The sequence below is a fragment of the Pullulanibacillus pueri genome, assembly GCF_014639255.1.
Lineage (GTDB): Bacteria > Bacillota > Bacilli > Bacillales > Sporolactobacillaceae > Pullulanibacillus > Pullulanibacillus pueri.
Map to the genome: position 1 here is coordinate 29,458 of NZ_BMFV01000025.1, position 25,315 is coordinate 54,772.

The 25,315-nt window shown below is 42.3% G+C and carries 30 protein-coding genes; 27 read left to right on the forward strand and 3 right to left on the reverse strand.

Features of this window, described 5'->3' with window-relative positions; all coding sequences use genetic code 11:
* Window positions 1-16: 16 nt before the first annotated feature.
* Window positions 17-253 carry a helix-turn-helix domain-containing protein gene (locus tag IEV91_RS14700; RefSeq protein ID WP_188498179.1) on the reverse strand — a complete coding sequence of 79 codons (237 nt, stop codon included), beginning with the start codon at window positions 251-253 and terminating at the stop codon, window positions 17-19.
* A gap of 353 nt (window positions 254-606) precedes the next feature.
* On the opposite strand from IEV91_RS14700, the gene IEV91_RS14705 reads away from it, so the two are divergent.
* The 15 genes from IEV91_RS14705 (at window position 607) to IEV91_RS14775 (ending at window position 10,766) form a co-directional block, all read left to right on the forward strand.
* Window positions 607-801: a hypothetical protein gene (locus tag IEV91_RS14705; RefSeq protein ID WP_188498180.1), complete on the forward strand. Its 195-nt coding sequence runs from the start codon at window positions 607-609 to the stop codon at window positions 799-801.
* Window positions 802-825: 24 nt separating this feature from the next.
* Window positions 826-1,179 carry a hypothetical protein gene (locus tag IEV91_RS14710; RefSeq protein WP_188498181.1) on the forward strand — a complete coding sequence of 118 codons (354 nt, stop codon included), beginning with the start codon at window positions 826-828 and terminating at the stop codon, window positions 1,177-1,179.
* Window positions 1,180-1,203: 24 nt separating this feature from the next.
* Window positions 1,204-1,374: a hypothetical protein gene (locus IEV91_RS14715; protein WP_188498182.1), complete on the forward strand. Its 171-nt coding sequence runs from the start codon at window positions 1,204-1,206 to the stop codon at window positions 1,372-1,374.
* A gap of 634 nt (window positions 1,375-2,008) precedes the next feature.
* On the forward strand, window positions 2,009-2,269 hold the full coding sequence (locus IEV91_RS14720) for a helix-turn-helix domain-containing protein (protein WP_188498183.1): 261 nt from the start codon (window positions 2,009-2,011) through the stop codon (window positions 2,267-2,269).
* A 338-nt stretch (window positions 2,270-2,607) separates the two neighbouring features.
* Complete coding sequence (locus IEV91_RS14725) at window positions 2,608-3,540, forward strand: helix-turn-helix domain-containing protein (RefSeq protein WP_188498184.1); 933 nt, start codon at window positions 2,608-2,610, stop codon at window positions 3,538-3,540.
* 340 nt (window positions 3,541-3,880) lie between these two features.
* Complete coding sequence (locus IEV91_RS14730) at window positions 3,881-4,258, forward strand: hypothetical protein (protein WP_188498185.1); 378 nt, start codon at window positions 3,881-3,883, stop codon at window positions 4,256-4,258.
* A 120-nt stretch (window positions 4,259-4,378) separates the two neighbouring features.
* A complete protein-coding gene (locus IEV91_RS14735) occupies window positions 4,379-4,540 on the forward strand; it encodes a hypothetical protein (protein ID WP_188498186.1) in 162 nt (53 codons plus the stop codon).
* A gap of 249 nt (window positions 4,541-4,789) precedes the next feature.
* Window positions 4,790-5,155: a hypothetical protein gene (locus IEV91_RS14740; RefSeq protein ID WP_188498187.1), complete on the forward strand. Its 366-nt coding sequence runs from the start codon at window positions 4,790-4,792 to the stop codon at window positions 5,153-5,155.
* Complete coding sequence (locus IEV91_RS14745; protein ID WP_188498188.1) at window positions 5,156-5,965, forward strand: hypothetical protein; 810 nt, start codon at window positions 5,156-5,158, stop codon at window positions 5,963-5,965.
* Entirely contained in the window at window positions 5,966-6,307 is a 342-nt protein-coding gene (locus IEV91_RS14750) for a hypothetical protein (protein ID WP_188498189.1), read from the forward strand.
* Between the two features lie 72 nt (window positions 6,308-6,379).
* Window positions 6,380-8,425 carry a tape measure protein gene (locus IEV91_RS14755; protein ID WP_188498190.1) on the forward strand — a complete coding sequence of 682 codons (2,046 nt, stop codon included), beginning with the start codon at window positions 6,380-6,382 and terminating at the stop codon, window positions 8,423-8,425.
* 26 nt (window positions 8,426-8,451) lie between these two features.
* Window positions 8,452-8,844, forward strand: coding sequence for a phBC6A51 family helix-turn-helix protein (locus tag IEV91_RS14760; protein WP_188498191.1), 393 nt, complete (start codon window positions 8,452-8,454; stop codon window positions 8,842-8,844).
* A 132-nt stretch (window positions 8,845-8,976) separates the two neighbouring features.
* Complete coding sequence (locus IEV91_RS14765) at window positions 8,977-9,177, forward strand: hypothetical protein (protein WP_188498192.1); 201 nt, start codon at window positions 8,977-8,979, stop codon at window positions 9,175-9,177.
* Window positions 9,177-9,710: a GNAT family protein gene (locus tag IEV91_RS14770; RefSeq protein WP_188498193.1), complete on the forward strand. Its 534-nt coding sequence runs from the start codon at window positions 9,177-9,179 to the stop codon at window positions 9,708-9,710. Before IEV91_RS14765 ends, IEV91_RS14770 begins: the two co-directional genes overlap by 1 nt.
* A gap of 423 nt (window positions 9,711-10,133) precedes the next feature.
* Window positions 10,134-10,766, forward strand: a complete 633-nt coding sequence (locus IEV91_RS14775; protein WP_188498194.1) for a recombinase family protein — start codon at window positions 10,134-10,136, stop codon at window positions 10,764-10,766.
* Between the two features lie 722 nt (window positions 10,767-11,488).
* Here the strand turns inward: IEV91_RS14775 and IEV91_RS14780 are convergent.
* The gene (locus tag IEV91_RS14780) at window positions 11,489-12,334 is read right to left on the reverse strand and encodes a YitT family protein (protein WP_188498218.1); all 846 of its coding nucleotides are present in this window, start codon (window positions 12,332-12,334) and stop codon (window positions 11,489-11,491) included.
* Between the two features lie 223 nt (window positions 12,335-12,557).
* Between IEV91_RS14780 and IEV91_RS14785 the strand changes: the two genes are divergently transcribed.
* From IEV91_RS14785 to IEV91_RS14795, 3 genes are all read left to right on the forward strand, one after another.
* Window positions 12,558-13,661, forward strand: a complete 1,104-nt coding sequence (locus tag IEV91_RS14785) for a nitric oxide synthase oxygenase (protein ID WP_188498195.1) — start codon at window positions 12,558-12,560, stop codon at window positions 13,659-13,661.
* 214 nt (window positions 13,662-13,875) lie between these two features.
* Window positions 13,876-14,961 carry a bifunctional 3-deoxy-7-phosphoheptulonate synthase/chorismate mutase gene (locus IEV91_RS14790; RefSeq protein WP_188498196.1) on the forward strand — a complete coding sequence of 362 codons (1,086 nt, stop codon included), beginning with the start codon at window positions 13,876-13,878 and terminating at the stop codon, window positions 14,959-14,961.
* 337 nt (window positions 14,962-15,298) lie between these two features.
* Entirely contained in the window at window positions 15,299-16,765 is a 1,467-nt protein-coding gene (locus IEV91_RS14795) for a nicotinate phosphoribosyltransferase (RefSeq protein ID WP_188498197.1), read from the forward strand.
* Window positions 16,766-17,016: 251 nt separating this feature from the next.
* On the opposite strand, the gene IEV91_RS14800 is transcribed toward IEV91_RS14795, so the two are convergent.
* Window positions 17,017-17,790: a zinc ribbon domain-containing protein gene (locus IEV91_RS14800; RefSeq protein ID WP_188498198.1), complete on the reverse strand. Its 774-nt coding sequence runs from the start codon at window positions 17,788-17,790 to the stop codon at window positions 17,017-17,019.
* Window positions 17,791-17,922: 132 nt separating this feature from the next.
* Here IEV91_RS14800 and IEV91_RS14805 point away from each other — a divergent pair, with 132 nt between their 5' ends.
* The 9 genes from IEV91_RS14805 (at window position 17,923) to IEV91_RS14840 (ending at window position 25,312) form a co-directional block, all read left to right on the forward strand.
* Window positions 17,923-18,861, forward strand: a complete 939-nt coding sequence (locus IEV91_RS14805; RefSeq protein WP_188498199.1) for an alpha/beta hydrolase — start codon at window positions 17,923-17,925, stop codon at window positions 18,859-18,861.
* Between the two features lie 254 nt (window positions 18,862-19,115).
* A complete protein-coding gene (locus IEV91_RS14810) occupies window positions 19,116-19,424 on the forward strand; it encodes an ArsR/SmtB family transcription factor (RefSeq protein WP_188498200.1) in 309 nt (102 codons plus the stop codon).
* Between the two features lie 259 nt (window positions 19,425-19,683).
* Window positions 19,684-20,646, forward strand: coding sequence for a cation diffusion facilitator family transporter (locus IEV91_RS14815; RefSeq protein WP_188498201.1), 963 nt, complete (start codon window positions 19,684-19,686; stop codon window positions 20,644-20,646).
* A gap of 57 nt (window positions 20,647-20,703) precedes the next feature.
* The gene (locus IEV91_RS21915) at window positions 20,704-20,832 is read left to right on the forward strand and encodes a hypothetical protein (protein ID WP_268236403.1); all 129 of its coding nucleotides are present in this window, start codon (window positions 20,704-20,706) and stop codon (window positions 20,830-20,832) included.
* A gap of 244 nt (window positions 20,833-21,076) precedes the next feature.
* Window positions 21,077-21,598 carry a thiol-disulfide oxidoreductase ResA gene (resA, locus tag IEV91_RS14820; RefSeq protein ID WP_188498202.1) on the forward strand — a complete coding sequence of 174 codons (522 nt, stop codon included), beginning with the start codon at window positions 21,077-21,079 and terminating at the stop codon, window positions 21,596-21,598.
* 36 nt (window positions 21,599-21,634) lie between these two features.
* Window positions 21,635-22,348, forward strand: coding sequence for a cytochrome c biogenesis CcdA family protein (locus IEV91_RS14825; RefSeq protein WP_188498203.1), 714 nt, complete (start codon window positions 21,635-21,637; stop codon window positions 22,346-22,348).
* A 349-nt stretch (window positions 22,349-22,697) separates the two neighbouring features.
* On the forward strand, window positions 22,698-23,624 hold the full coding sequence (rfbA, locus tag IEV91_RS14830; RefSeq protein WP_188498204.1) for a glucose-1-phosphate thymidylyltransferase RfbA: 927 nt from the start codon (window positions 22,698-22,700) through the stop codon (window positions 23,622-23,624).
* Between the two features lie 31 nt (window positions 23,625-23,655).
* On the forward strand, window positions 23,656-24,630 hold the full coding sequence (locus tag IEV91_RS14835; RefSeq protein ID WP_188498205.1) for a glycosyltransferase family 2 protein: 975 nt from the start codon (window positions 23,656-23,658) through the stop codon (window positions 24,628-24,630).
* 4 nt (window positions 24,631-24,634) lie between these two features.
* Window positions 24,635-25,312 (forward strand): GNAT family N-acetyltransferase, encoded by a 678-nt coding sequence (locus tag IEV91_RS14840; protein WP_188498206.1) that lies wholly within the window; start codon window positions 24,635-24,637, stop codon window positions 25,310-25,312.
* Window positions 25,313-25,315 lie beyond the last annotated feature (3 nt).

Genomic DNA, 25,315 nt, shown 5'->3' on the forward strand with positions numbered 1-25,315 from the left:
GCGCCCGTTGAGGCGCCTATTTCTCGTAATCTATTATATTATGTATTCCTATTTTTTCATTACCATCGTTAAGATTATTTAAGGCGTCCAAAATATTTATTAGAGTGTCAAGTTCGATCCTCCTTGCATCTCCATTTACTAATGACGCGATAGTCGCTGGCCTTACCTTAGATTCTACAGCGATTTTGTTTTTGGTTATATTATCACCCATTTTCTCTATAGTTTCCCCAAGTGTAAATTTAATTTTCCCCATTATTCTCCACTCCGTTCTGTAGTCTTACTCTACAAGTTATACTATTCTTAAAAAAATTTCAATATTACTATTGACGTTTTACTCCTGAAGTCATATAATAAGAAGCAGATACAGAAGTCATGCTACAGTAGTTAAATAGGAGGGTATCAAGTGGGAATTATGGATGCTTTAGTAATTGTTGGTAGTTTCATATTGGCAGCTGCTACTTATGGGTATGTTAGTGAGATCGTTTCAGTACGATTGGCAAGGAAGCGCGAACAATGAGCCGTATGGTACAGGTTGTAAGCATTGAGCGCGATGGGGACGGTAAGCTGATTTACTCTACTGATCGCGCGTTATTACTAGGAGATAACTTGACCCTACGCGTTGTTGGCGATGACCTAACCGCTGAACGCGTGATACCAACAAGCCGCAATCATACATACTTGAGAGACAACACACAACGCGCGGTATTCGATCACCCGGCGCCGGCAAATTATAAGCTTGAAGAAGTTGCGGGCATGTCTGTAGCAGAGTTTATCGAGTCTTTGGATCTAAACAAAAAATAAAAGAAGCAAAGGGAGAGATTTATTATGGCAGTAGAATGGATTAGTGCGGAGGTATTTCAACCGAAACCAGTGAGAATCCGCGATAAAGTAACTTGCATGTATACGGGCGAAATTGAAATCCACGAAAGTATGACTGGCGTCTTAATCGATTATGATCTCGTGATGTCATTTGATGGGAAAGATGGTTCCCAGCTCTTTATCGACGAGGTGCAGCCGACAGAGCACGAAGACATGGTATTTATTGACTACGATCTTGAAGATAGATTTTCCGTCACACTCGAAACTAGTAGCTTACCGCACAACCTTTACAAAACGATCGCATCCACACCGAGGTTGGCCGAAGCGTTGGTCGATATGATTCGCGGAGGAATGGCGTAATGATCGATCCAGGATGCGACAGCGGTGCGGGAGGGTGTGGCGGCAATGGATGCGCGTGATTTTGACGAGCTAATCGCGACGGCAACGCGAGTGAAGACTGAGGCAGAGCGTAGGGGAAACGAATGGCTGGCACGGCAATGTCAGCGCGAAATAGAATGGGCAACCGAAAAGAAGGCCGCTGCAACGGCTAACTAACGGTGAAGGGCGTCTCGGCGGCAAACGGGGCGCCTTTATTACGTTTGTGTTACAAATTGCGTTTCGACCTTACATTTTAGGCGTTTAGTTGGTTATACGTATTGAGGACCCGATATTTTATGCGATTTTGTATCTATGCACTATGAAGGGGAATTTAACGATAACCGTGTATTATTACTGTTTTCATGGCTAAGCACTATGAGGGAAGTTTACGAGATTAACTTATATTTTACCCCTTTAGTTGGCTATACGTAGTGATGGCGTGTGAACAGTTATTTCTTTAAGTGGGTAATAAGTGCAGAGAATGAACTTTCGCTCCAGCAGGCGTACTAGAACATATGAGAAGGGTGAGCTTTAGCGCTTGTATGAAGGCTACTAATGAGTACTAATTTTGGTTCGTGAACATTATCGCGAAAACTCACCTTTAGTGTGTACGTGAACTTTCGGGGGAGTTCCGTGGCTATAAGGGGGAGAATATGAACTTTTATCTTACTTCTGCCTATGACTAATAGGGAACCCGATAATTTACCTTATTAGCTGGTATTGCCTTATAGAGATAGTTAGTCTCGGCCATTCGGTCGGGGCTTTTTTAATAGCATTAAGTTAGAAAAAACTAACCGAAGGGGGAAACGAAATGAAGATCACGGCTGACCAATTATTTAAAATTCGCAAAGTATATCGACTTACACAAACCGATATTGGCGCATTGTGTGACGTGTCCGACGCGTTCATTAATCAGATCGAACACAATAAACGATCAATAACCGATAAGGTGTGCGCTGGGATTACGCGGGAACTTAATCTTACGCCTACGAAGTTACAACAGATAATCGATATTTACGAAAAGTTCGATATTAAGTCGGAGCAACCGGAACAAGAACAAGAGATCAGCTAAGCCTATCGCCTTAGCGCGGGTCTTCGCTTCGCTCAGCCCGCCATATACTTTTTATCGCGTATGTACTTTATATTTAAATTCTTACGCGGTTAAAGAGATTGTATGGCAGGCGGTTTTTGCCTGCGGGCGTTAGCCCTGCCTTTGTCTTTTACAAACGTTAATAACGATTAATGCCGCTATTCCTTTCATCGCGTAACGGTTTTGACGTTAGTAACTGTATAGAAGATAAAGATACAATCAAATTGACGGGAGCTAGGAAAATGGAGAAAAACCTTGATATAGCGGGGTTTTTGGGGGTAAAAGTGCTATTTAAGAGGTGGACAAAAAGGTGACACAGTTTGGGGTATATTGGACAAAAAGGTGACACATATTTAGGGGGGACGACAGGAATGGGTGAAATGCACCGTAGAATTCAACGATTATTAAGTGAAAAGCCGATCGGAAAAGTTACGCCAATCGGCGACAACGGCTACGGCAAGGACGAGGCGGGCCGGATATTTATGTTAGAGTCCGCAGAAGCGACTGAACGCAAGCGGGCGGTTGGGCACCGAAAGCGCGACAAGCGACATTTTACGTTTAGCCACATGAGAAACATGCACGAGGTTACAGATAACCTATCGAATAAACTTTGCGGATATATTCTCATGTTGCAGCCGTATATCCATTTTAAGACTAACATTATAGGGATACAGGGACGGAATCCAATGCCACTAGATGATAAAGGAATCGCGAAAATATTCGGAATACACGTAAAGCACACGAGGACAGCGCTAAGTAAACTCAAAGATGCGGATGTGTTGGAGCAGACCGACAGTGGTTATTATCGAATAAATGACCGTTACCATTTTAGAAAAAAAGCTGGGGGAGATGCGGCTATGCTAGTAAAAACATTTCACACAACCTTGAAGACTTTGAAGCTAAGTGCGGCCGAAGCGGGATTTCTATATAAGCTAACGCCGTTTGTTCATTACGAAACAAATCTTATTTGCGAGAATCCTTTCGAGGAAGTGGCCCAGGATGTCCGTTACATGAATAAAACCCAAATCGCAAAGTGTGTTGGCATATCACGTCAAAAGGTTGAAGAAGTGTTGCGTAGATTAAAAAAGGCTGGGGCGTTAGTCACAGTCGAACGCCGCGCTATGCTTCTAGAGAATTCCGATGACGGTGACGGACGCGATACGCTCGTTATTCTTAATCCGCGAATATTTAGCAGACTGCAAGGCGAGAACGGTTATGATAATACAATTTTACAAATGTTTGCAGGCTTGTAAGTAAGCTCTTTCGACGTTAAAAATCGAAGGGGCTTTTTATATACAAAAATATTAAAAAGAGGTGTAACCGATGAACAGCCGAAATAAACCGCACGGGCGCCGCAAGCAATCGCGCAAGCCGCGTAAACCATTACCGCTCAATAAGAACGGTATTCCGATTTCCTCACCGCGACCGCCTAAATATACGCTAGTCAACGAACGCGAATATTAATCGAATGCCCTGGGTTGGCAGGGCGCAGAACCACCGGACACGAGTACCGTAAACACTCGGCCAACCATCGCCGGACAAACAAATAACAAGACGTTAAGGACGGCACGAAACGCATAAGGACGATTTACAGTGTTAAAAAACGACTTACAAAAGCACGTAGAAAGCCATTGCGCCACATATAACCGCGACGGCAAGTGTCACCTCGAAACATCGCCCGGCTGCAATCAATGTCCGTTTTTTCGCGAGGGTGACGGTTTTGGTCGCTGCGCTTATTTCGAGAACGCGGTCTTGCCCGCCGACGACAAACTAAAAGCGCGCTACTGGCAGGCGTTCGGGGCAGCGTATTGGGGCGACAAGCCAAACGCGGTGTGCAAGCGGTGTGAGCAACCGTATGAGCGCAAGTCTAATCGGCAAGTGTATTGCGAGTCATGTGCCGCGCAAGTCAGGGCGGAAAACAAGGCCGCTAGGAATCGGCGTTACTACCAGCAAAATAAAGGCGAGCATTAAGACGCTTTTAAGCAAAAAATGCCCGTTTTGAGCGCCGTATATAAGCCGTGTGGCGTTTTTAATATCGACCTAGACTATTTGGTTATGAATCTTAATTAAGACGTTATAGGAGAGTGCTCGATGCCACGGAAAAATAGCAAGCAAGCGAGATTCGACCGGATGACGCAACGACAGCAGCATCGCTATAAAAAGCAGAAATACTTCGCTAAAAAGCATGACGGTAAAAATTGGACTGATCGCATGTTCAAAAATCTAAATAATACGGAGGCGGATGAAAGCTGACAGCGACGATTAATCACCATGTAAGAGTTGCGATGTGTGGAGTATACGGCGCTAAAGTTGAAATAATCGAAAACGAAAGTGGCGCTAAAGTATTCGAGTGGGATTATGAGTACAAAAGAGTAAAACGAGGATCGGCAGCCCGCAAGTCATTGGAGTCGGCGCTTAAATATTGCCGGAATGCTGGTTATGAACCTACTGAATTGAATAGCAATTATTACGACGAATTACCACAAAGGAGCGTGAGTTAAATTGACACCGGAACAGTGGGCGCAGGAACGCGCCAAACTAGAACGCGAGATTATTGAATGCAAGCAAACGATTAGTAGTTACGATGGAACGTTTAAGCCATATCGCAATGTTACCGATAGCGAGTATCGTGTGGCACGCAAGCGAATAACCGAAGCGGCGACGGAAATCTCGCAGGGAGATTACGAAATTAATAAGCCGGCTGACCCTTACATGGGCATGACCTACGACGAACTTAAAACAAAATACGACGAAATGACCGCGGATTATCAAGCGCGCGATGGACGAGATACACGCGCAATGGTCGAGATCATGAAAGTAAACACGAGAATGCAGGCGATGGAAAATGAAAAGGGAGCGGATGAGTAAATGGGGATGCTTAAATCATTGCGGGAGTACCAAGAATTCAAAGAAGCGAGGGAAACAAGCCTAGACGAGTTGACCGCGCAGGTAAAGGTGTATAAAGAGGAACTAAAAAACCTCGAAAGTGATCGCCTTGATGCGCTCGCTGACGCCGATGACAAAGCGCTTGAAAAGGCGGACAAGGCAATCGCTGCCATGAAACGTAAAATTGAAATCGCGGAGTATCAGCAAAAACACAAACAATCGTATGACCCGCAACAATCGGCTGCACTAGCGGAGAAAATCCGAAAGGAAGCGACAAAGGAACTCGAAGCCAAGCGCAAGAAAGACGAGGCAATCCGTCAAGCGATACTCGACGCAAAGCAGGCGTACCTCACCAAAGTGGCCGAGCACGCAGCGTTGGCCACAGAAAGCCGCGTCCTTGTCAGCGAGGTGAACGAAGCACTCAAGCCGCTCGAGTTATCGGTAGAACGTGAGGCGGAAAGCTACGCAGAGCAAGGACGTTTAATCGACCGTCGAATATACGAGTTGTCACCGAGCGCAGGCTTCATTAGTGACGCCGAGGAAGCGCGTCTTGAGGAGTTATGGACTAAAAAGGGCGAAGCGGTAAGGACAGCGGCCAAATTACGTGAGCAAGTTAAACCGATCCTCAACGGTATTCGCGAGTTGAAAGAACATTCGTTGAGCGGCGCTGGTAATCCGTATCTGATTCACAGTGACGATCAGCACAACGCGATGAAAGGCGAAGTCAAAGCGCCGGAACAAGCAAGTGGTGGCTCAGCGTTCGGTGCCGATATGAGAAAGCGGGGGAAATAAATGAGCGGATTTGAGCAACTACAAGCAATCAACGCAAAATACTTCGATGGTGTTGGTCGCGAGTTTGACGCAACGGTAAACGAAACCAACATGCGAGAAAAGTGCGAATGGGCCAAAGCGCAGCTCGAAGAAGGTATCGAGAAAATGAAGGCGTTAGAGTTAACCGAAATTGAACGCGCTGACTTACCGCATTTATTGCGTGCATTTAGAGCAGCAAGGGATGCGTTCCAGGCGCATATTAAAGGTCGGCATATTAAGGCGGTGCGCAAGATGGAGCAGGCGAAGAAACACGCGTTGGCTTATCAAGAAAATTTAACCGCACGAATTAAGAGTGACCTATGATGGGTTGCTCTTTTTATTTACCACAAAGGTCAAAGTTAGTCAAAGTCAAACTAGAAAGGAAGGTGAGTTGAAATGTCTTTGAACCTTTCGTACCGTATAAGTGCTATTGATAATTTTTCCCAGACTATGAACAACCTTGATAGGCAAGTTAGCGGTATAGCCGAGAAAACTAAAACACTGGGTAAGGGAGTAATGGCTTTCGGGGCAGGCATGGGCGCTGCAGTCGGAGCCACGCTAGGTATCGGCACCAAGTACCTAGCGGATATGGAGCAAGCGGAGGTAGGGCTCAACGTTTTCACGAAGTCAGCGAGTAAAACCAAAGATGTCATGGCCGACCTTCAAAATTTTGCTGTAAAAACACCGTTTGATTTCCCATCGATGCTTAAAGGCGATCAGCGACTAATGGCGATGGGTATGAGCGCGACAAAATCTACAAAGTACATGAAGGACCTCGCGGACGCAGTTGCCGGCACTGGTGGTGGTGTCGATGAATTAGACGGCGTAGTAACCGCAATAGGTCAGATTCAAGCGAAAGGTAAAATATCCGCGGAGGAAATGCAACAACTCGCAGAACGCGGTATACCATCTTGGCAACTCCTGTCAAAGTCAATGAAAATGCCGATTAAAGACTTAATGCAAATGGCTGCAAACGGGAAGTTGATGGCCGACGACGCCCTACCGGCATTGCAGAAGGGTATTCAATCAACATTCGGTGGATCGGCGGCTGCTCAAGCGGACACATTCAGCGGCCGACTGCAAAACCTCAAGGAGAACTTCCAAATATTCGCGAAGAACTTGGCCAAACCAATATTCGAGCCGCTAAAAAATGCGCTTGGTTCGATGTCATCAGCCATGCAAACGGTGGGTACGTGGTTCGCAAAATTGCCCAACGGTATACAAATAGCGGCCACCGCAGTCATGATTCTAGTGCCGATTTTAACTATACTTGGAGGCGGACTTCTAGTTATCGCGGGTATGTTACCGACTATGATCACCGGATTTGGGGTGCTAGGTTCAGTCATGACCGCAACAGCAGCCGCATTTACTACGGTTATCTTGCCTATTATCGCTATTGTTGCAGCGATAGGGCTTATCGTAACCGCGTTGGTGCTCGCGTACAAAAAAGTCGGCTGGTTTCGCGGTATGGTCAACGCGGCATGGGCGGCAATCAAGCAAGCGTGGAACACGGCGGTGCAGTTTATCAGCACGATAACAAAGCAGATTATAGGCGCGGTCACTTCGTTCCTGGGCGACCAGCTAGCGAAAATAAAGGCGTTTTGGGCGGAAAACGGTGCGGATATAGTTTCAATGGTACGATCTTATTTCGGCATAGTCGCGTCCGTCATTAAGGCGGTCATGGGCGTCATTAAAGGCGTTTTCCAAGCGGTATGGCCGATAATTAGTGGCGTTGTTAAAGTCGCGTGGGGTGTTATTAAGACGGTAGTTAGCGCGGGGCTAGACATAATCCTCGGCTTAATAAAAACGGTCATGCGGCTGCTAAAAGGCGACTGGAAAGGCGCTTGGAACGCGATAAAGGGCACGGTTAAGAACGTTTGGGCTGACATCAAGAAATATCTCGGAGGAATCGATTTAGTTGGCATCGGCAAAGACATCATTCGCGGCTTAGCCAACGGAATCACCTCGGCGGTGGGTTCGGTAGTCAGCGCGGCTAAGAGCGTGGGCTCGAAGATCAAAGGTGCGTTTACGTCGTTCTTCGGCATCCACTCACCATCGCGTCTGATGAGCGACACAGTCGGTAAGTACCTACCGTCGGGCATCGCGGTCGGCATGGAAAAGTCAATCGGCACGGTACGCAAGGCAGCCGACAAAGTAAGCGCAGCGGCAACGCCACAAGTCGGTCAAGTTGCGATGCCGGTGGTTGATAATCAACAAGTAATAAGGCGTAGTTACGCGGGCGTCAGTGACAGTAATAACAAAAGATCAAGCGCAGCTAACGGAAATACAACGCCTGCGATGCCAAGCAATATGAAAGCAACTATCAATATTGCGGGATTTGAGGCGGAGGCGCTACTCACGTTTATTGCGGATAAAACGGATCGTAGATTTGGGGCAAAATCGAGAACTAACAGCTACTTTGCAGGAATTAAGAAGAAATAATTTAATATGAAAGGCGGTAAACGATAATGAAAAAACTTGATGAAACACAACAACGAGCGATCGAATTGTTACTCGAACGCAAAATAAAGCGCCGTGAATACCAGGACATTGCGGACGAACTCGGCGTGCATCGAAATACGTTATTATCATGGCGTAAAGACCCGTTGTTTCAAGCGGAATACAAGCGCGCAGTAGTAACGAACTCACACGACCGACTCGACGAGCTAGTAACCGCGATGCTAGATAACGCGATTTCCGAAGGCAATGCGGCAATGGCAAAATTAGTGCTGCAAATGAACGGCATGCTAACGGATAAGCTAGAGGTCGAAAATAAAGGCGCTGACAATACGCAAACAAGCGACATAGACGCAATGAAAGCGGAAATCGCCCGTATGCGTGCTGCGCGTAACACATTATAAAAGTTGGCTTGAAATATTATGGTTGTCGCGATATAATAAATTATAGATTAATAGCATGTCCGTAGGCTTGTTAGTATACTTTTAAAAAAATTCGCATATACTGTTAGCACTAATTTATAGGTGGTGAGAGTATTGAGCGATTATGATGAGGTGAAAAAAGATATGGCTACAAAATTAAAAAATGAAGATGTAAGTGTAATTAACTATACCATTAGTGAATCTATGGCTAGAAAAATCCTCATGACTCCACCGGCCATTCTGTCTAGAAGTGAAGCAAGACATGATAAAGACACCGTCGAACATGCGGCTTTCATTTTAGATTCAAGACAATAATGGAAATAGTTAAATTACGTAAATTTATTGATGCTCGAGGAGAGGAAAGTACTAATAAATACCTCTCCTCTTTTACATGTGAAATCAATAAAGATGTGGAGTCTTTTTTACATGAAAATGCTGTAGAGTGCGAGAATAGGCATTACACTCGTACTTATTTAGTAATTGATGAGCAAAATAATTTTGACATAATAGGTTATTATACCCTTAAGACGAGCTATTTTGCATTTGAAGGCAATGTTTCTAAAACGACAAAACAGAGATTAGTTCAAAACAAAGAAGCTGTTGGGTTTGAGTCGATTTTAATTGCTCAATTAGGGCGATCTGATCAATATAAGGGCATTGTTCCAGGTAAAGAAATTTTAAAAGAAGCTTTGCATGCTTGTAAGCAAATTTTTGAGAGTGTAGCATTAAGGATTGTAACTGTTGAATATAACCCAACACCGAACTTAAGGGATTTTTATTTGTCCAACGGATTTAAAGAACTACAAAAGACTCAAAATGGTAATATGATGTCCTATATAAGGTTTTGAGTATAAGCTACCAATATGGGTGGCTTTTTTAATTATTAATTTTAATATGCGAAAATGTGCGTTTCACTAGCTGACACCCGCTGACGCGCGACCCCTCGGAAATTTTTCGGGCAATCCGTGTATTGCGGCGACCAATTGACCACTATTCGCGTATTACATAGAAGAAACTGGATTTCGTAAGGTTCAGCGGTGTTCATCATAATACATTTTACCGGCTTTGGCGTTCGCCGCGAGAGGCCTTCGAAAACTCACGGGGTTGCCGATGCACATTCCGATATTTCCGTAAAAGTATACCTTCGCGGACTATAAATAATACTCGTTATCACCGACCGTAAATGCGTTGAAATTAATTTATGAACGTTCGTAAAATAACATTGACATTTACGGAAATAGGCGTATACTTTAATTAAAGGAGTGATACGGATGGGCGAACGCAAACTAGGTTACATTCGCGTAAGTAGTGCGGATCAGAACATTGATCGCCAGTTGTCGGAAATGAAGGCGCAGGGCTTAGAAGATCGTGATATATTCATCGATAAGGTGAGCGGTAAGGACTTTATTCGCGATGAGTATACGATAATGAAACGGGTCATCAGTGAAGGCGATGTGTTGTTCGTAAAGTCGATAGATCGGTTCGGTCGCAATAGCCGTGACATTAAGCGCGAGTGGGAAGACATTACGCAGAATATTGGTGCTGACATATGCGTGCTTGATATGCCGTTGCTAGACACGCGACAGTATAGAGATACGCTAGGCACATTCGTTAGTGACCTCGTATTGCAGGTGCTTGCGTTTGTTGCGCAGAAGGAACGCGAGGACATACGCCAACGCCAGGCGGAAGGCATAGCCGCAGCAAAGGCGAAGGGCAAGCGGTTAGGTAGGCCGACTGTTAGCGTTGATACACTAAGCGAAGAACAACGCAAGGTACTCGCACATAACTACTCGCGATGGAAGGGCAACGATATAACAAGCGTTGAGTTCATGCGACTACTCGAATTAAAGAAGACAACGTTCTATAAGATCGTGAATGAATATGCGGAGAGGGTCGGCCAGTAGGGTCGGCTCTTTTTTTCGATGGGGGGGGCCGGTCGAATTTCGCCCCACTTCACCTGGTGCCTCTTAAATGCGCGCAAAAAATTTAAACTTCGGGGGTACGCAAAGCCACCGTAAGGTGAGACGTGTTGCTGACGTGCGCTCAGACGCAATTAACTTTTATCGCATGGTATCTCGTACATTGAACGCAAAATAACGACGATCATTAAACGATAATGCCCACGAAAAACTATCGTGTGTACGGGTTGCCAATGCTAGAATTAACGTGTATAATAGCGTTAAATTAACTTGAGACGGCTTATACATACGTAAAGAACGTTCGGGACGTGGGGGTCGCAGGTTCAAATCCTGTCTTCCCGACCATATATACGTTGATACAATGCGATTTTTTACCTCTTGGTGGGAAGTCGCATTTTTACGTGGGGCTCACTTGCAAACATTTTTGCTAACAATAAGGGAGTATAAAGTACTCAGTGATATAAAAGGTTTACGATAGAATTCAAGAGCGAGTATTTTTAGTTTTTGAAGGAAAAATAGACTCTTTGTCGAAATCTATCCAAGTGATTCTGATAAAATTCCTTTAAGGTAATTGAACAAATAATGGCTAAATGAAAAAACGAACAGCAATCCGTGTATTAATTTCATACACATGGATCATTGTTCGCTGTTTTCTTGAATTTTCTGACTGACTTAGTCTCTGATAAAAGAGCAAAGGTTTCAATCGATTAGTGAATATTACGTTTCTTGAAGTTACCGCCTTTAACATCATGGATATCCCCGATAGCAAGAAAGGCAGAAGGGTCAATCTCATTGACAATATTTTTGAGTTTAGCCTCTTCTAAACGCGTCACTACAGTAAAAATGACTTGTTTGTCATCACCGGAATAAGCTCCCTCACCATTAAGGTAGGTGACCCCTCGTCCAAGCCGATCATTTAAGGTATCACCGATTTCAGTATGTTTATCACTAATAATCCATACCGATTTAGAGGATTCGAGTCCTTCTACGGTAATATCAATCATTTTAAAGGCGATAAAGTATGCGATGAGGGAATACATCGCGTGGTTCCATCCGAAAACGAACCCTGCACAACCAAGAATGAAAATATTGAAAAACATAACAGTCTCACCGACTGAAAAGGGTATGGACTTATTGAAAAGGACGGCTACGATTTCTGTTCCGTCTGATGTCCCGCCGTTACGAATGACTAATCCAATGCCGATCCCAAGAAAAATTCCGCCAAATACTGCTGCTAGAAGTGGATCTTGTGTAAAAGCAGGGACTTCAGTGAAAAGAACGGTTAATAGAGAAAGGACGACAATAGCCCCTAAGGATGTGATCGTGAACGTTTTCCCCATGTGCTTGTAACCCAAAATCATAAAAGGAAGGTTAAGAAGAAATAGGAATAGACCCAGCGCGAGCCCTGTAATATGTGAAAGCATAATTGAGATACCGGTAATGCCCCCATCAATAATCCCATTGGGAACGAGGAATATCTCTAGGGCAACAGCTTCTAAAGAAACCCCGATGAGAATAAAGATCATTCGCCTTATAAATTCGGCTTTAGACATTTTGCGATGTTTAATTTTTTCAGATGCCAACAAAGACCCCACCCCGTTATATATAAATTATTTATTATCTTAATTATACCCCATAGAATTGATAAAGTTTAATAATAAACTTGACTTTTTTTGTCACACCTTATAAAATAAGCGGTTACATTTTGAGCATACGATGAGTGTTATTGTCATCATTTCTGGTATGATATAAGGGAAGATGGAAAGGGGCTCTTGTATGGGGAGAAGAAATAGCAGTCATAGGGCATCGGAACTCCTGAAAGAAGCAACAGACTTTATAAAGAGGTGCTATAAGGAATTAGGGAAAACAGCTGAAGAAACGGACGCTAGAATCTTCCAAATAAAAGAGTCTATTGATCATGTTGGTTATTATGTACATACTTCAGAGGAACTCCGTCACGGGGCTAAAATGGCCTGGCGGAATTCTAATCGTTGCATTGGCCGTTTGTTTTGGGAGCGACTCAATGTCATTGATGCCCGGTCAATCGATCAACCCGATGAGATTTTTGTAAGCCTATTTGACCATATTCGCTTGGCGACAAATGGAGGGAAAATTCGACCCACCATCACTTTATTTAAACCAAAGTCCGACCATTTTCAACTTAAAATATGGAACCACCAACTGCTAAGATATGCTGGATATGAAACAGACAAGGGGATTATTGGTGATCCCCATTCTATTGCGTTTACTAAAGCTTGTATGGCCCTCGGCTGGGAAGGGCAAGGCACCGCGTTTGACATCCTTCCACTGGTTATTCAAGTGGGAAGTCATGAGCCGCGATGGTTGGAAATCCCGCAGGACATTATTTTAGAGGTGCCTATTGAGCATCCGACTGTTTCTTTATTTGACAGCTTGGAGGTCAAGTGGTACGCGGTCCCGATCATTTCTGATATGCGTTTAGAAATCGGAGGGATTAATTATACCGCGGCTCCTTTTAATGGCTGGTACATGGGGACAGAGATAGGGGCAAGAAATCTTGCGGACGAAACACGTTACAATTTATTACCTATGATTGGCAAACAGCTTGGGCTTCCCATCCATTCCAATCGCTCATTATGGAAGGATAAAGCCCTGGTCGAGTTGAATCTTGCGGTTCTTGATTCATTTGATAAAATGGGTGTCAGTATTGTCGATCATCACACGGCTGCAAGTCAGTTTAAAGTTTTTGAAAAAAATGAAGAGCAAGCAGGGCGTGAAGTGACGGGCAGGTGGTCTTGGCTTGTACCGCCTTTAGCTTCGGCGACCACTCATGTTTTTCATCGTCGTTATAGTGACGATCTTGTGATGCCGAATTACTTTTACCAAGATAAGCCTTATTAAAGAATAGGCTCGAAAAATAAATTTATTCGATGGCTGGGAACGTTTTAACTATTGATGTATAGCGTTTTCTTCCAAATATTCTTTGACTGTTTAAAGTGGAAAAGACTTGACAGAACATTTAAGTTTGTTTATCTTTTGAGACAATATTAGCAGAAATAAATAAAATTTTATGATGATAGTGTACAAGGTTATTAAATTGGGAGGATTGTATCTAATGGCTGAAAGTTTAGAAGCATTGCGTAAAAGAATTGATGAGATTGATCTTGAACTTTTAAGTTTATTAAACAAACGTGGTGAAGTTGTAAATAGTATTGGTAAAATAAAGGAAACACAAGGGACAAAACGCTTTGACCCCGTACGTGAAACCCAATTACTTGAATCCATAAAAGAAAATAATGAAGGACCTTTCTCAACATCAACACTCCAGCACTTATTCAAACAAATATTTAAGGCGAGTTTAGACCTACAAAAAACAGAAACAAAAAAAATACTCCTCGTATCACGCGAAAAGCGTTCAGAAGACACTGTTATTGATGTCAAGGGCGAGAAAATCGGGGATGGCAATACTCATTTTGTCATGGGGCCATGCTCTGTGGAAAGCTATGAGCAAGTAAGAGAAGTCGCACTTGAAATGAAAAATCAAGGCCTTCAACTTCTCCGTGGCGGAGCGTTCAAACCAAGAACTTCCCCTTATGACTTCCAAGGCTTAGGCGTTGAAGGTCTTAAAATCCTAAGACAAGTGGCTGATGAGTTGGATATGGCTGTCGTCAGTGAAATCACTAGTCCGGAGAACATTGAAGTGGCTCTTGACTATGTGGATATTATTCAAATCGGGGCCCGCAATATGCAGAACTTTGATCTCCTAAAAACAGCGGGGTCCGTGGATCGTCCAGTTTGGCTAAAAAGAGGGCTTTCAGCCACAATTGAAGAATTGATTTATGCTGCTGAATACATTCACTCCAGAGGGAATAGTCAAATTATTTTATGTGAACGCGGGATTAGGACCTATGAAAAAGCAACGCGAAACACTCTAGATATTTCCAGTGTGCCTATTCTTAAAAAGGAAACACACTTACCTGTTGCGGTTGATGTGACTCACTCTACTGGTCGCCGTGATCTTCTTTTGCCAGCCGCTAAGGCAGCCATCGCGATTGGTGCTGATGTTGTTATGGCAGAGGTACATCCTGACCCAGCTACGGCCCTTTCAGATTCTGCACAGCAAATGGATATTGCCCAATTCAGGGACTTCATGAAGGGTCTCCAGCCTCTCTTGAATATGAATCAAAAAGCGACTGTATGATAAAACATCTTTAGATAAATAAAGGGATTAAGGGAAAGCGTCGTTATCGGCGCTTTTTGTTTTTAAGTCATAAAAAAGTCAGCGAGGCAATAGAGAGAGTGGTGAATATCTTGTGTTCATTGATGAGGACTAGGTGTCAGCCGAGTTTTTCTCATTTAAGGAAAAGGTAGACATTTCATTAAGCATAATGTGGAGGCAATGCTATAATATTTTTAATAACAGACTGGAATCATGTTTAAATTCTAAGAAATGAAAAAGAATAGGAACAACAGCTATTTAAGAATGGTAAAAAGGGTTCTCTCTGTTTGCAAAACAGTATTAAGGCGGAGGCAAAGCGATGAAACAGAAGATGAATGATGACAGTTATGCATTACATACCGATCTTTACCAAATAAATATGGCAGAAACCTATTGGGAAGACGATCTGCATAATAGAAGAGCCGTTTTTGATCTTTATTTCAGAACAATTCCGTTCAATAATGGTTATGCGATATTTGCAGGGTTAGAAAAGGTTATTGATTACATACAAAATTTTAAGTTTAGCCAAACGGACATTGACTACCTTAGAGAGATTGGCTATAAAGATGACTTCTTAGATTATTTAAAGACAGTCACTTTTAAGGGGAATATTTGCTCAGTGCAAGAGGGAGAGCTTGTGTTTGGAAATGAGCCCTTATTACGAGTTGAGGCCTCTTTGGCAGAAGCCCAACTCATCGAGACTGCATTATTAAATATTATTAACTATCAGACATTGATCGCAACAAAAGCATCACGTATCAAGCAAGCCGCAAAGGAACAGACTGTGATGGAGTTTGGGACAAGACGAGCTCAAGAATTCGATGCGGCCATTTGGGGGACAAGAGCAGCTTTTATTGGAGGTTGTTCCTCAACGAGTAATGTCAGAGCAGGCAAATTATTTGGTATTCCTGTTTCAGGGACACATGCTCATTCTCTTGTTCAGGCTTATAAAGATGAATATACAGCCTTTCATAAATATGCCCGCCGCCACAAGGATTGTGTGTTCTTAGTGGATACCTATGATACTTTGAGGTCAGGTGTCCCAACAGCAATAAAAGTGGCAAAGGAACTAGGAGACGCTATTAATTTTATCGGGATCCGTCTTGATAGTGGAGACCTTGCCTATTTGTCTAAGAAGGCGAGGAAGATGCTTGATGATGCAGGTTTTCCAGATGCAAAAATTGTGGCATCTAATGACCTTGATGAACAAACCATCATGAATTTAAAGGCGCAAGGTGCGCAAATTGATATTTGGGGCGTCGGAACCAAACTGATTACAGCTTACGATCAACCAGCTTTAGGTGCTGTGTATAAATTAGCGGCAATTGAAGATGAGGATGGAAAGATGATTGATACCATCAAAATTTCTGGGAATCCAAAAAAGGTATCGACTCCAGGGATGAAGAAGGTTTATCGGATTATTAACACCATTAATCATAAGTCCGAAGGGGATTATATCACTCTAGAACACGAAAATCCTAATGACGAACCGCGCTTAAAAATGTTTCATCCTGTTCACACGTTTATTAGCAAGTTTGTGACCAACTTTAAAGCAAAAGAACTCCTCCATGACATATTTAAGGAGGGGGAGCTTGTCTACCAGACCCCTGATTTATATGCTATACAGCACTATGCCAAAGAAAATTTAGAGCTATTATGGGAAGAATATAAACGGTCTTTAAACCCAGAGGAATATCCCGTTGATTTAAGTCAGAAGTGCTGGGACAACAAAATGGAAAACATCCATGAAGTGAAGGAAAAAGTCCAAGCCAAAATAAAGAGTTAAGGTTATGTCGGTGAAATAGGGAGCCTTCTACGAAATTAGCACGGGCCCGAAGAACCACTCAGGAATGCCAATGTTGCTTTCCTGAGTGAGCTAGTCCGTGCCAGTGGCAGGCGACCCATAGATTACTTCGCTAAGAAAAGAACACAAGGCCTAAAGGAAAATAATGTTCGGTTTCTGAGGTGTTTGTTTTAATAATGTCCTAACCTCTCTATTCTAGTCACCCTTATAGATCTCCATTGAATGGTCCTTCGTTATAACATGTTCATTCCTATGTACAGCGCTAATCGATTCCAAAATAAGGCTAAGATAATAAATAAGACACCGTAGACGATTAAGGTCGCATACAAGGGATCAACCTTTGTCTTTGATTGCTTTTTGTATGAATATACAACTGCAAATATCGAGCTGAGATAAACCAATAACATGAGCACAAGGAAAAGGGCGAGGAGTCCGTAGATCCTTGGTATAGATAAGATGAGGGCAATAACAGCTAAGGCTAAATAAAGGGTTGAAAATGCTCCAAAGCGTCCGACAACATCATGAAAGCTCACGTTGACGTGCAACAAGATACGGGTAACTCCCCAAATAATGAGCACAGTCATTAGTGTAATCAGGATCATTAAAAAGAGTGCTGGGAAAAAAGTTTTTGAAAAGCTAAAAGAATCCTGATAGACATACAAGCTAAATGAATGAAGCGGACGAGTCATGAAGAAAAAGATGAAACCATATATAATTGAAAAGAGCCCAAAGGTGACATAACCATAAATATAGTGCTTTTTGTCGGCTGTTTCACCGTGAGGAGTGGGTGATTTCAAACTATCAATGAAAAACGCCCAATAAGCGTTGATAAATGTTGTCGCTTTTACAATATTAGGATGCGGAGCAGAAGGCTGTTGTCGGTCATGGATATTGCTTGGTTCGACATCGGATGAGGCTGCATGCTCATGTGTTGAGTATTCAATGCCACAGTGTGGACAAAACTTGGCATCGTTAGGGATGTCTTGCTTACAATTTGAACAATTCATTGGTACACCTTCTTTTTAAGAGATTTTAAAACCTTGCCATCGATCAGTTTTCTTCATTATACAGTAATTTGTATCACTTTTTATATATAATTTTTGATCCATTCTTTATAAATGTGGAAATGGGGGAAGAGGATGCGGTCACATACGTTTAAAGTCAGGGGAATAGAGGGGCTTGAACTTCATACTTATTTCTGGGGCCCTGAAGGGGATTCTTGCAGAGGGGTTGTTCAACTTGCACACGGAATGGCAGAACATGCGGGGCGCTATCAAATGTTTGCAGAAGCGTTATGTGCACAAGGCTTTGCCCTTTATGCGAATGATCATAGAGGACACGGGCGGACGGCACGGTCTCCAGAGGAACGGGTCCATTTAGATGATGAGAATGGTTGGGAGAAAACAGTTGAAGATATGAAGAGGTTGTCCGATTATATTCAGTTACACCATCATGAGGTTCCCCTTTTCTTATTTGGTCATAGTATGGGCTCGTTTCTTGTTAGACGATTTATCCAAAAATATTGTGAGGGTTTAGCTGGTGTTATTCTATCGGGGACAGGCGCTGATCCAGGTCTTGCAAGTACAATAGGAATAAAAATTGCAGAAAGAGCAAGGCGGAAATACGGTAGTCGTGCGCGAAGTGAAAAGTTAAACCAATTGATCATTGGACGCTATAATAAGTCCTTTAAACAAAAGCGTACAGCTTCAGATTGGCTCTCTCGTGATCAAGAAGAGGTCGAGAGATATATTAATGACCCTTATTGTGGACAAACACCTACTATCGGCTTTTTCATTGATCTCATGACGGGTCTCAAGGCATTAGATAAAAAGGCAAACTTAAAACAAGTACCAATGGACCTTCCCGTCCTTTTTATTTCTGGAGCTCAGGATCCAGTAGGAGGAGCGAAAAAGGGTGTGATTAAAACGTATCATCACTTTAAAAAAGCTGGTCTTCAAAAGTTAGAATTAAAGTTTTACGAAGGAGCCCGGCATGAATTGTTGAATGAGACCAATCGAGAAGAAGTGACAAGAGATATTATTCAATGGTTGAATGATAAAATCAGCCACTTAAATTAAAGAACATGTAAGAGAAACGTGACATATACCGCAACGGTGCACGAAACAAAAGTGAAAATAACAAAAGAGTATAGCGCCCGCACGAAAGAGTCGCCGCGCTAACAAAAGGTGCACGAAACAAGAGCGAAATTAACGAGAGAAGGTAGCGTCCGCATAAAAAGAATTGCCGCATTTGATAAAAGTGGCTTTGGGCCTGTGTGGATAGAAACTGTTATAATTGATTGTGATAAACGATAGAAACTGGGTGATGATCAATGGATAATCAAGATGAACATTTTATTGACGAGGAAACCCTCTTTGTTGCTTCGCAAATATTTAAGGCCTTATCGGAACCTACACGTATTCGGATTTTGCATTTATTAAATAAAAAAGAGTGTTCTGTCAATGAAATCGCTAAGGAATTAGGCCTTCAACAATCAACAGTTTCTCATCAACTGCGCTTATTAAAAAATTTACGGTTAGTAAAATTTAGGCGTCAAGGTAAAGCGGTTTATTATTCACCTGAGGATAACCATGTCATGAATTTGCTTGAACAAACTTTGAAGCATGCGCGTCATGATTAAAACTGCATATACTGATATTCTTCAAAGAAACATAAAAAAGAGGCATTGGGCTACATAATATAAGGTGTCTTTCGTAAAATAAATGACCAACGTTTGTTTTTTATAAAGTTTAAGTAAGCAAACACAGCAATGGGACCCTATAAAAAAGAGCGATTTTTCCTTATTTAAGCATTGCAAATCCTGTGCATACTTAATATAATAAACATATGAACATATATTCATATGAGAGATAAAAAAGGTACCAACGGGGAGAGAGTTTATGGCACATTCACACGGGCATGATCATGGGCATGACCACACGCATCATGCGAATAAAAAAGCTTTGCTTATTAGTTTTATCCTGACCGCAGCCTTTATGATTGCTGAGGCCATTGGAGGATTCCTTTCTCACAGTTTAGCGCTTTTATCGGATGCGGGTCATATGCTGAGTGATGCTGTTTCTCTAGCCGTAGGTCTTGCCGCTTTTATATTTGGAGAAAAATTGGCAACAGGAAGCAAGACGTTTGGGTATAAGAGGTTTGAAATCCTTGCTGCTTTATTTAACGGTGTTGTGCTTATTGTCATCTCCATTATCATTATTGTTGAAGCCTTTGATCGATTCTTTTCTTCTACACATGTTAATGGTACGGATATGCTTTGGATTGCTGTTTTAGGATTGATCATTAACATCGTAGTGGCTTGGATCCTCATGAGAGGCGATACGAGCGAAAATTTAAATTTAAAAGCTGCATTTTTGCATGTGATTGGTGATTTATTGGGCTCAGTGGGCGCCATTATTGCTTCACTTCTGATTCTTTTCTTCGATTGGAATTGGGCTGATCCTGTAGCCAGCATTCTAGTGAGCGTATTAATTTTAGTTAGTGGTTGGAGGGTTACCCGGCAATCTATCCATGTTCTTATGGAGGGAACACCCTCAGGAATAGAACTTCAGGATGTTGTTGAGGCTGTCCAGTCGGTAAAAGGTGTCAAAAATATTCATGATTTGCATGTATGGAGCATTTCCAGTGGTATTAATGCCTTGTCTTGTCATGTTGTCCTAGAGGGAGATAGGGATTCTCTAATAAAGAGTCAAGAGATATTACAAGACATTGAACATACACTATTGCATAAAGGGATTGGTCACACCACCATTCAAATTGAAACGGCTGACCATGATCATGAAGACTCCATTCTCTGTTCCATTCAGGATGATGAGGGAAAGCACCATCATCACCATCATTGAGCACCCAACGAATAAACGAAATACTTTTTCCACATACTGAAATAAGGGGTGCGAAAAATGGATCATAAAAAATCACAAGGTCAAGATCGCAAAAAGGAAAATGAAAAAAATGCCTTAGACAAAACCTTAGGCCGGCCACAAAATCCACCACCACAACCGAAGGATTATGAGGAAATTGAATATTAGAGCTTCTAAAAAACGCGATCTTATCGGTCGTGTTTTTTTCAATGAAGGTTACATTGACATCGGATTTTAGGGTGCAATGGTTTTTCTCAAAAGATTTGTCTCCTCGATTGGACTCTCGAGAATTTTGTCTTTCTAAGTAATCGCTAACAAAAAATCGTCAAAAGGGAGGCTATGGCTTGCCTAAGTAGGGTCAAATATGATTATAATTTAGGATAGAGGACTCTCTTGCTGAGGTGGTATCGATATGAAAAACAGAAAATTACGATTGTTTGTTCGTACAGTCATCTTATTTGTGATTGTGATTGCTATGGGTTATACCATTTTCCAAGTTGTCAAGAGTAAGAACACTGTTAAAGTCGGCGATACAGCTGAGAATTTCACACTCAAGAATTTGGATGGGAGATCAGTCAGTCTAAATGATCTTCGCGGTAAGGGTGTGATGCTCAATTTTTGGGGATCGTGGTGTAAGCCCTGTGAAGAAGAAATGCCTTACATAGAAGCGGCTTATAAGCAAAAGCCTGATAATGTTGAGATATATGGGATCAATGTGGGAGATTCGAATCTTGTGGCTCAAAAATTTATGGAACGGGTAGGCGCGACCTTTCCGACATTACTTGACCATAATAAGGATATCACGCACGCCTATACACTTTCAGAAACACCCACCACTTTTTTTATTGATAAAAATGGCACGATAAAGAAAATCTCGTTAACAATGACAAGTTCACAGGAAGTATTGAATAATTTAAAGTTAATCGCTCCTTAAATCGTGAGAAGTGCTGGGGTTGGAGGTGAAAGGGCAGTGGGGACGGATATTAATATTTTTTTAGCCTTCGGTGCAGGGATTCTTTCCTTTCTTTCGCCGTGCACCTTGCCTTTATACCCGGGGTTTCTTTCCTATATCACGGGTGTATCGGTGAATGAACTTAAAGAGAATAATGGCATGCTTAAAAAGCGAGCTATGTTACATACGTTGCTTTTTTTACTCGGTTTTTTTATTGTTTTCGCAGCCATTGGCTGGTCGGCGACACTGGTGGGATCTTTTTTGAATCGTTATGATGACGCGATTCGACAAATAGGTGCAATTTTAATTGTCGTCTTTGGTTTGATCATTCTTGGTGTTTTTAAACCCAAATTCTTAATGAAGGATAAGAGAATTCAGTTTACGAGTCGGCCTTCGGGATTGGTAGGGACTATTCTTATTGGTATGGGGTTTGCGGCAGGATGGACTCCCTGTACGGGTCCTATACTAGCCGCCGTCTTCACTCTTGCGTCAACCGCACCAGCACAAGGATTTCTTTACATATTAATTTATGCTTGCGGTTTTGCCATTCCCTTTTTTCTGCTGGCCTTTTTCATCGGTCATCTTAAATGGATTAAGAAATATAATGTTATTTTTATGAAAGCAGGAGGCGTGCTGATGGTCTTCATGGGGGTCTTTCTGTACTTTGACTGGATGACAAAAATCTCCTCTTTCATGACTAATCAATTATTTGGGGGATTCACAGGTTTTTAAAAGTAAATATACGACTTATCGAGTACAGGTCTTCGCCTTAGGTGGAGGCCTTTTTTTACTATCACTAGAATTTGTAAGTTACTCTTATGGGTGTCCTTTTTGGTGGAGCACTGCAATTTTTTTGGATGTCGATAGTATGGATGGTGTTGACCTCCACTCCAGGTCGCTCGCTCTCCTCATGCCCACAGGACTATGGAGCGCCTTCCGTTCCAACCAACTGGGTTGCTGACGATGCCTTTGGTAAAAAACATTTTCATTGCTTAATAAGAATCGGGCCTTTGTCTGGTTTTTTTATGGATAAATATGTCGTTTTTGGTGAACATAAGGATTGAAGGAAGGGATGTTGGATATGAAAGGGATTATTCTAGCGGGAGGAAGGGGTTCGCGACTTTATCCTCTGACTTTAGTGAGCAACAAACATTTGTTACCGGTTTATCAAAAACCGATGATTTATTATCCTCTTTCGGTGTTGATGCTTGCAGGAATCCGCGACATTTTGCTCATTACAACACCACAGGATCATGATCGGTTTCAAGCGCTGCTCGGCGATGGAAGTGCTTATGGCATTCATCTTCAATATGCTATTCAGGAGGAACCGAACGGGATAGCAGAAGCTTTTATCATCGGTGAGAGATTTATTGCAGGCGATCGTGTGGCGTTGATTCTTGGCGATAATATCTTTTACGGGCCGGGGTTTACCTCTTTACTGCGTCGAGTGAATCAGCGCAAAGAGGGAGCAACTGTTTTTGGTCATCGTGTGAAAGATCCCGAGCGTTTTGGTGTTGTTGAATTTACGGATGATCGACGCGTGATTTCCATTGAGGAAAAACCGCAGCAGCCTAAATCAGACTTTGCAGTGACCGGTCTATATTTCTATGATCACCAGGTTGTCGAACATGCTCATCGTTTAAAAAAGTCAGAGCGCGGCGAGTTGGAAATTACTGATCTTAATGAGCTTTACCTTAAAAAGGGTCAATTGCATGTTGAGTTGTTAGGGCGCGGGTTTGTTTGGATGGATGTCGGGACCCATGAATCTCTTAATGAGGCCACAGAGTTTATAAAAAACATTGAGCTGCGACAAGGCTTCAAGATTGGGTGCTTAGAGGAGATTTCTTATTACATGGATTCCATGTCAAAGGAACAGCTTTTGCAACAGGCTAGTCGATTTAAAAATGAATATGGAAGATATCTCCTAGATATCGCCAAAAGAAAGTATATCCAACAGTATTGGGAACCGCTACAGCATCAATCCTCCGAAAGATGGATGGAAATGTAACTTAAAAAATAGAAAATGGGACGGAAGTATAATGAATCCAAAGATCTCTGTTGTTACCCCTGTGTATGGGTGTGAGGGCTGTATTAAAGAACTTTATAATCGCATCAAACAAGCCTTAGAGACCATTCATAGCCATTTTGAAATCATTATGGTTAATGACTCGAGCCCCGATCAATCCTGGAGCATGATTCAAAAGCTGGCACAACAAGATCCCAGGGTAAAGGGATTAGCCTTTTCAAGAAATTTTGGTCAACATTCAGCCATTACCGCTGGACTTGATTATTCATCGGGGGACTGGGTCGTCGTTATGGATTGTGATCTTCAGGACCAACCTGAAGAGATTAAGTCTCTATATAATAAGGCCATGGAAGGTTACGATATTGTTTTCGCTAGGAGAGCGGAGCGCCAAGATCGCTGGCTCAAGCGCCTTCAGTCCAAACTTTTTTACAAGGTGTATGACTATTTTACCGATAATCATTATGATCATTCCATTGCTAATTTTAGTATTTGTTCCCGAACGGTTGTTGATCAGCTTTGTTTAATGAGAGAGAAGAGCCGCTCTTATCCATTGTTTTTAAAGTGGCTTGGGTTTAAGTGGACTGCTATTGATGTGAAGCATGCCGCAAGGACCACAGGGAAATCGAGCTATACCTTTTCTAAGTTAATTAATTTTGCGATTGACAGCATTGTCTCCCAGTCAAATAAGCCTTTGCGCTTATCGATTAAATTTGGATTCCTCATTGCCTTTATTTCGATGGTGTATGGCTGCTTTTTAATCTATAAATACTTATTTTTATTTCAACCTATAGCGGGCTGGACAAGTGTCATGGTGTCCATTTATTTTATTGGTGGTCTATTATTCGCTAATTTGGGCATCATTGGATTGTATCTCGGCAAGGTGTTTGATGAGGCGAAGGATCGTCCTTTATATATCATAAAAAATAAAGTGGGCTTTACTGATGATGACCATCAGCAATTTAATGCCCTTTCATCTGTAAAGGAGTAAAAGCGTGCAACCATTGAAGGAAACACCATGGGATGAACGGGTATATGGGATTAAGACCTATGAAATTGAGAGATTAACAGAAGAAGCGTTGGACTTAAGCAATACATTTACGGGTCATTTTACGATTAAGGTCAATCCACTTGTCTCGAAAAAGGCCTTACATCAGTATGATTTTTATTATTGTGACACCTTAATTGAACCCTTTTGTTCCCCCGCAAATTTTAAGCCCGTTTACAATAAGCAAACATCCTTGACCCCTCAAATGGCAGCTCAGGATGTTACGTGTTTTTGTAAGAATACTTTTCAATATGACCGTTTTCATCGTGATTTTAATTTAGAGCACACAAAAGGAGATAGTCGTTATGCTTATTGGCTTGAAGACATTATCCAACAAGGTGGCGAAATTTTAGGATTAAACTTCCAAGGTGAGTTGGTAGGCTTTTTTGCTTATAAAGATAATCACATTCTCCTTCATGCCATAGGCGATCGGCATCGGGGAAGGGGGCTCGCTAAATACCTTTGGAGTGATGCCTGTAACTATATTCTGAATAAAGGTTGGAATGAGATTAAAAGTTCTATATCGGCGGCAAATCTCGCTGTTCTTAATCTTTATCGCTCTTTAGGCTTTTCCTTTAGACATCCTGTTGATATTTATCACAAGTATAATGTAAAGGAGTGTTAGCCT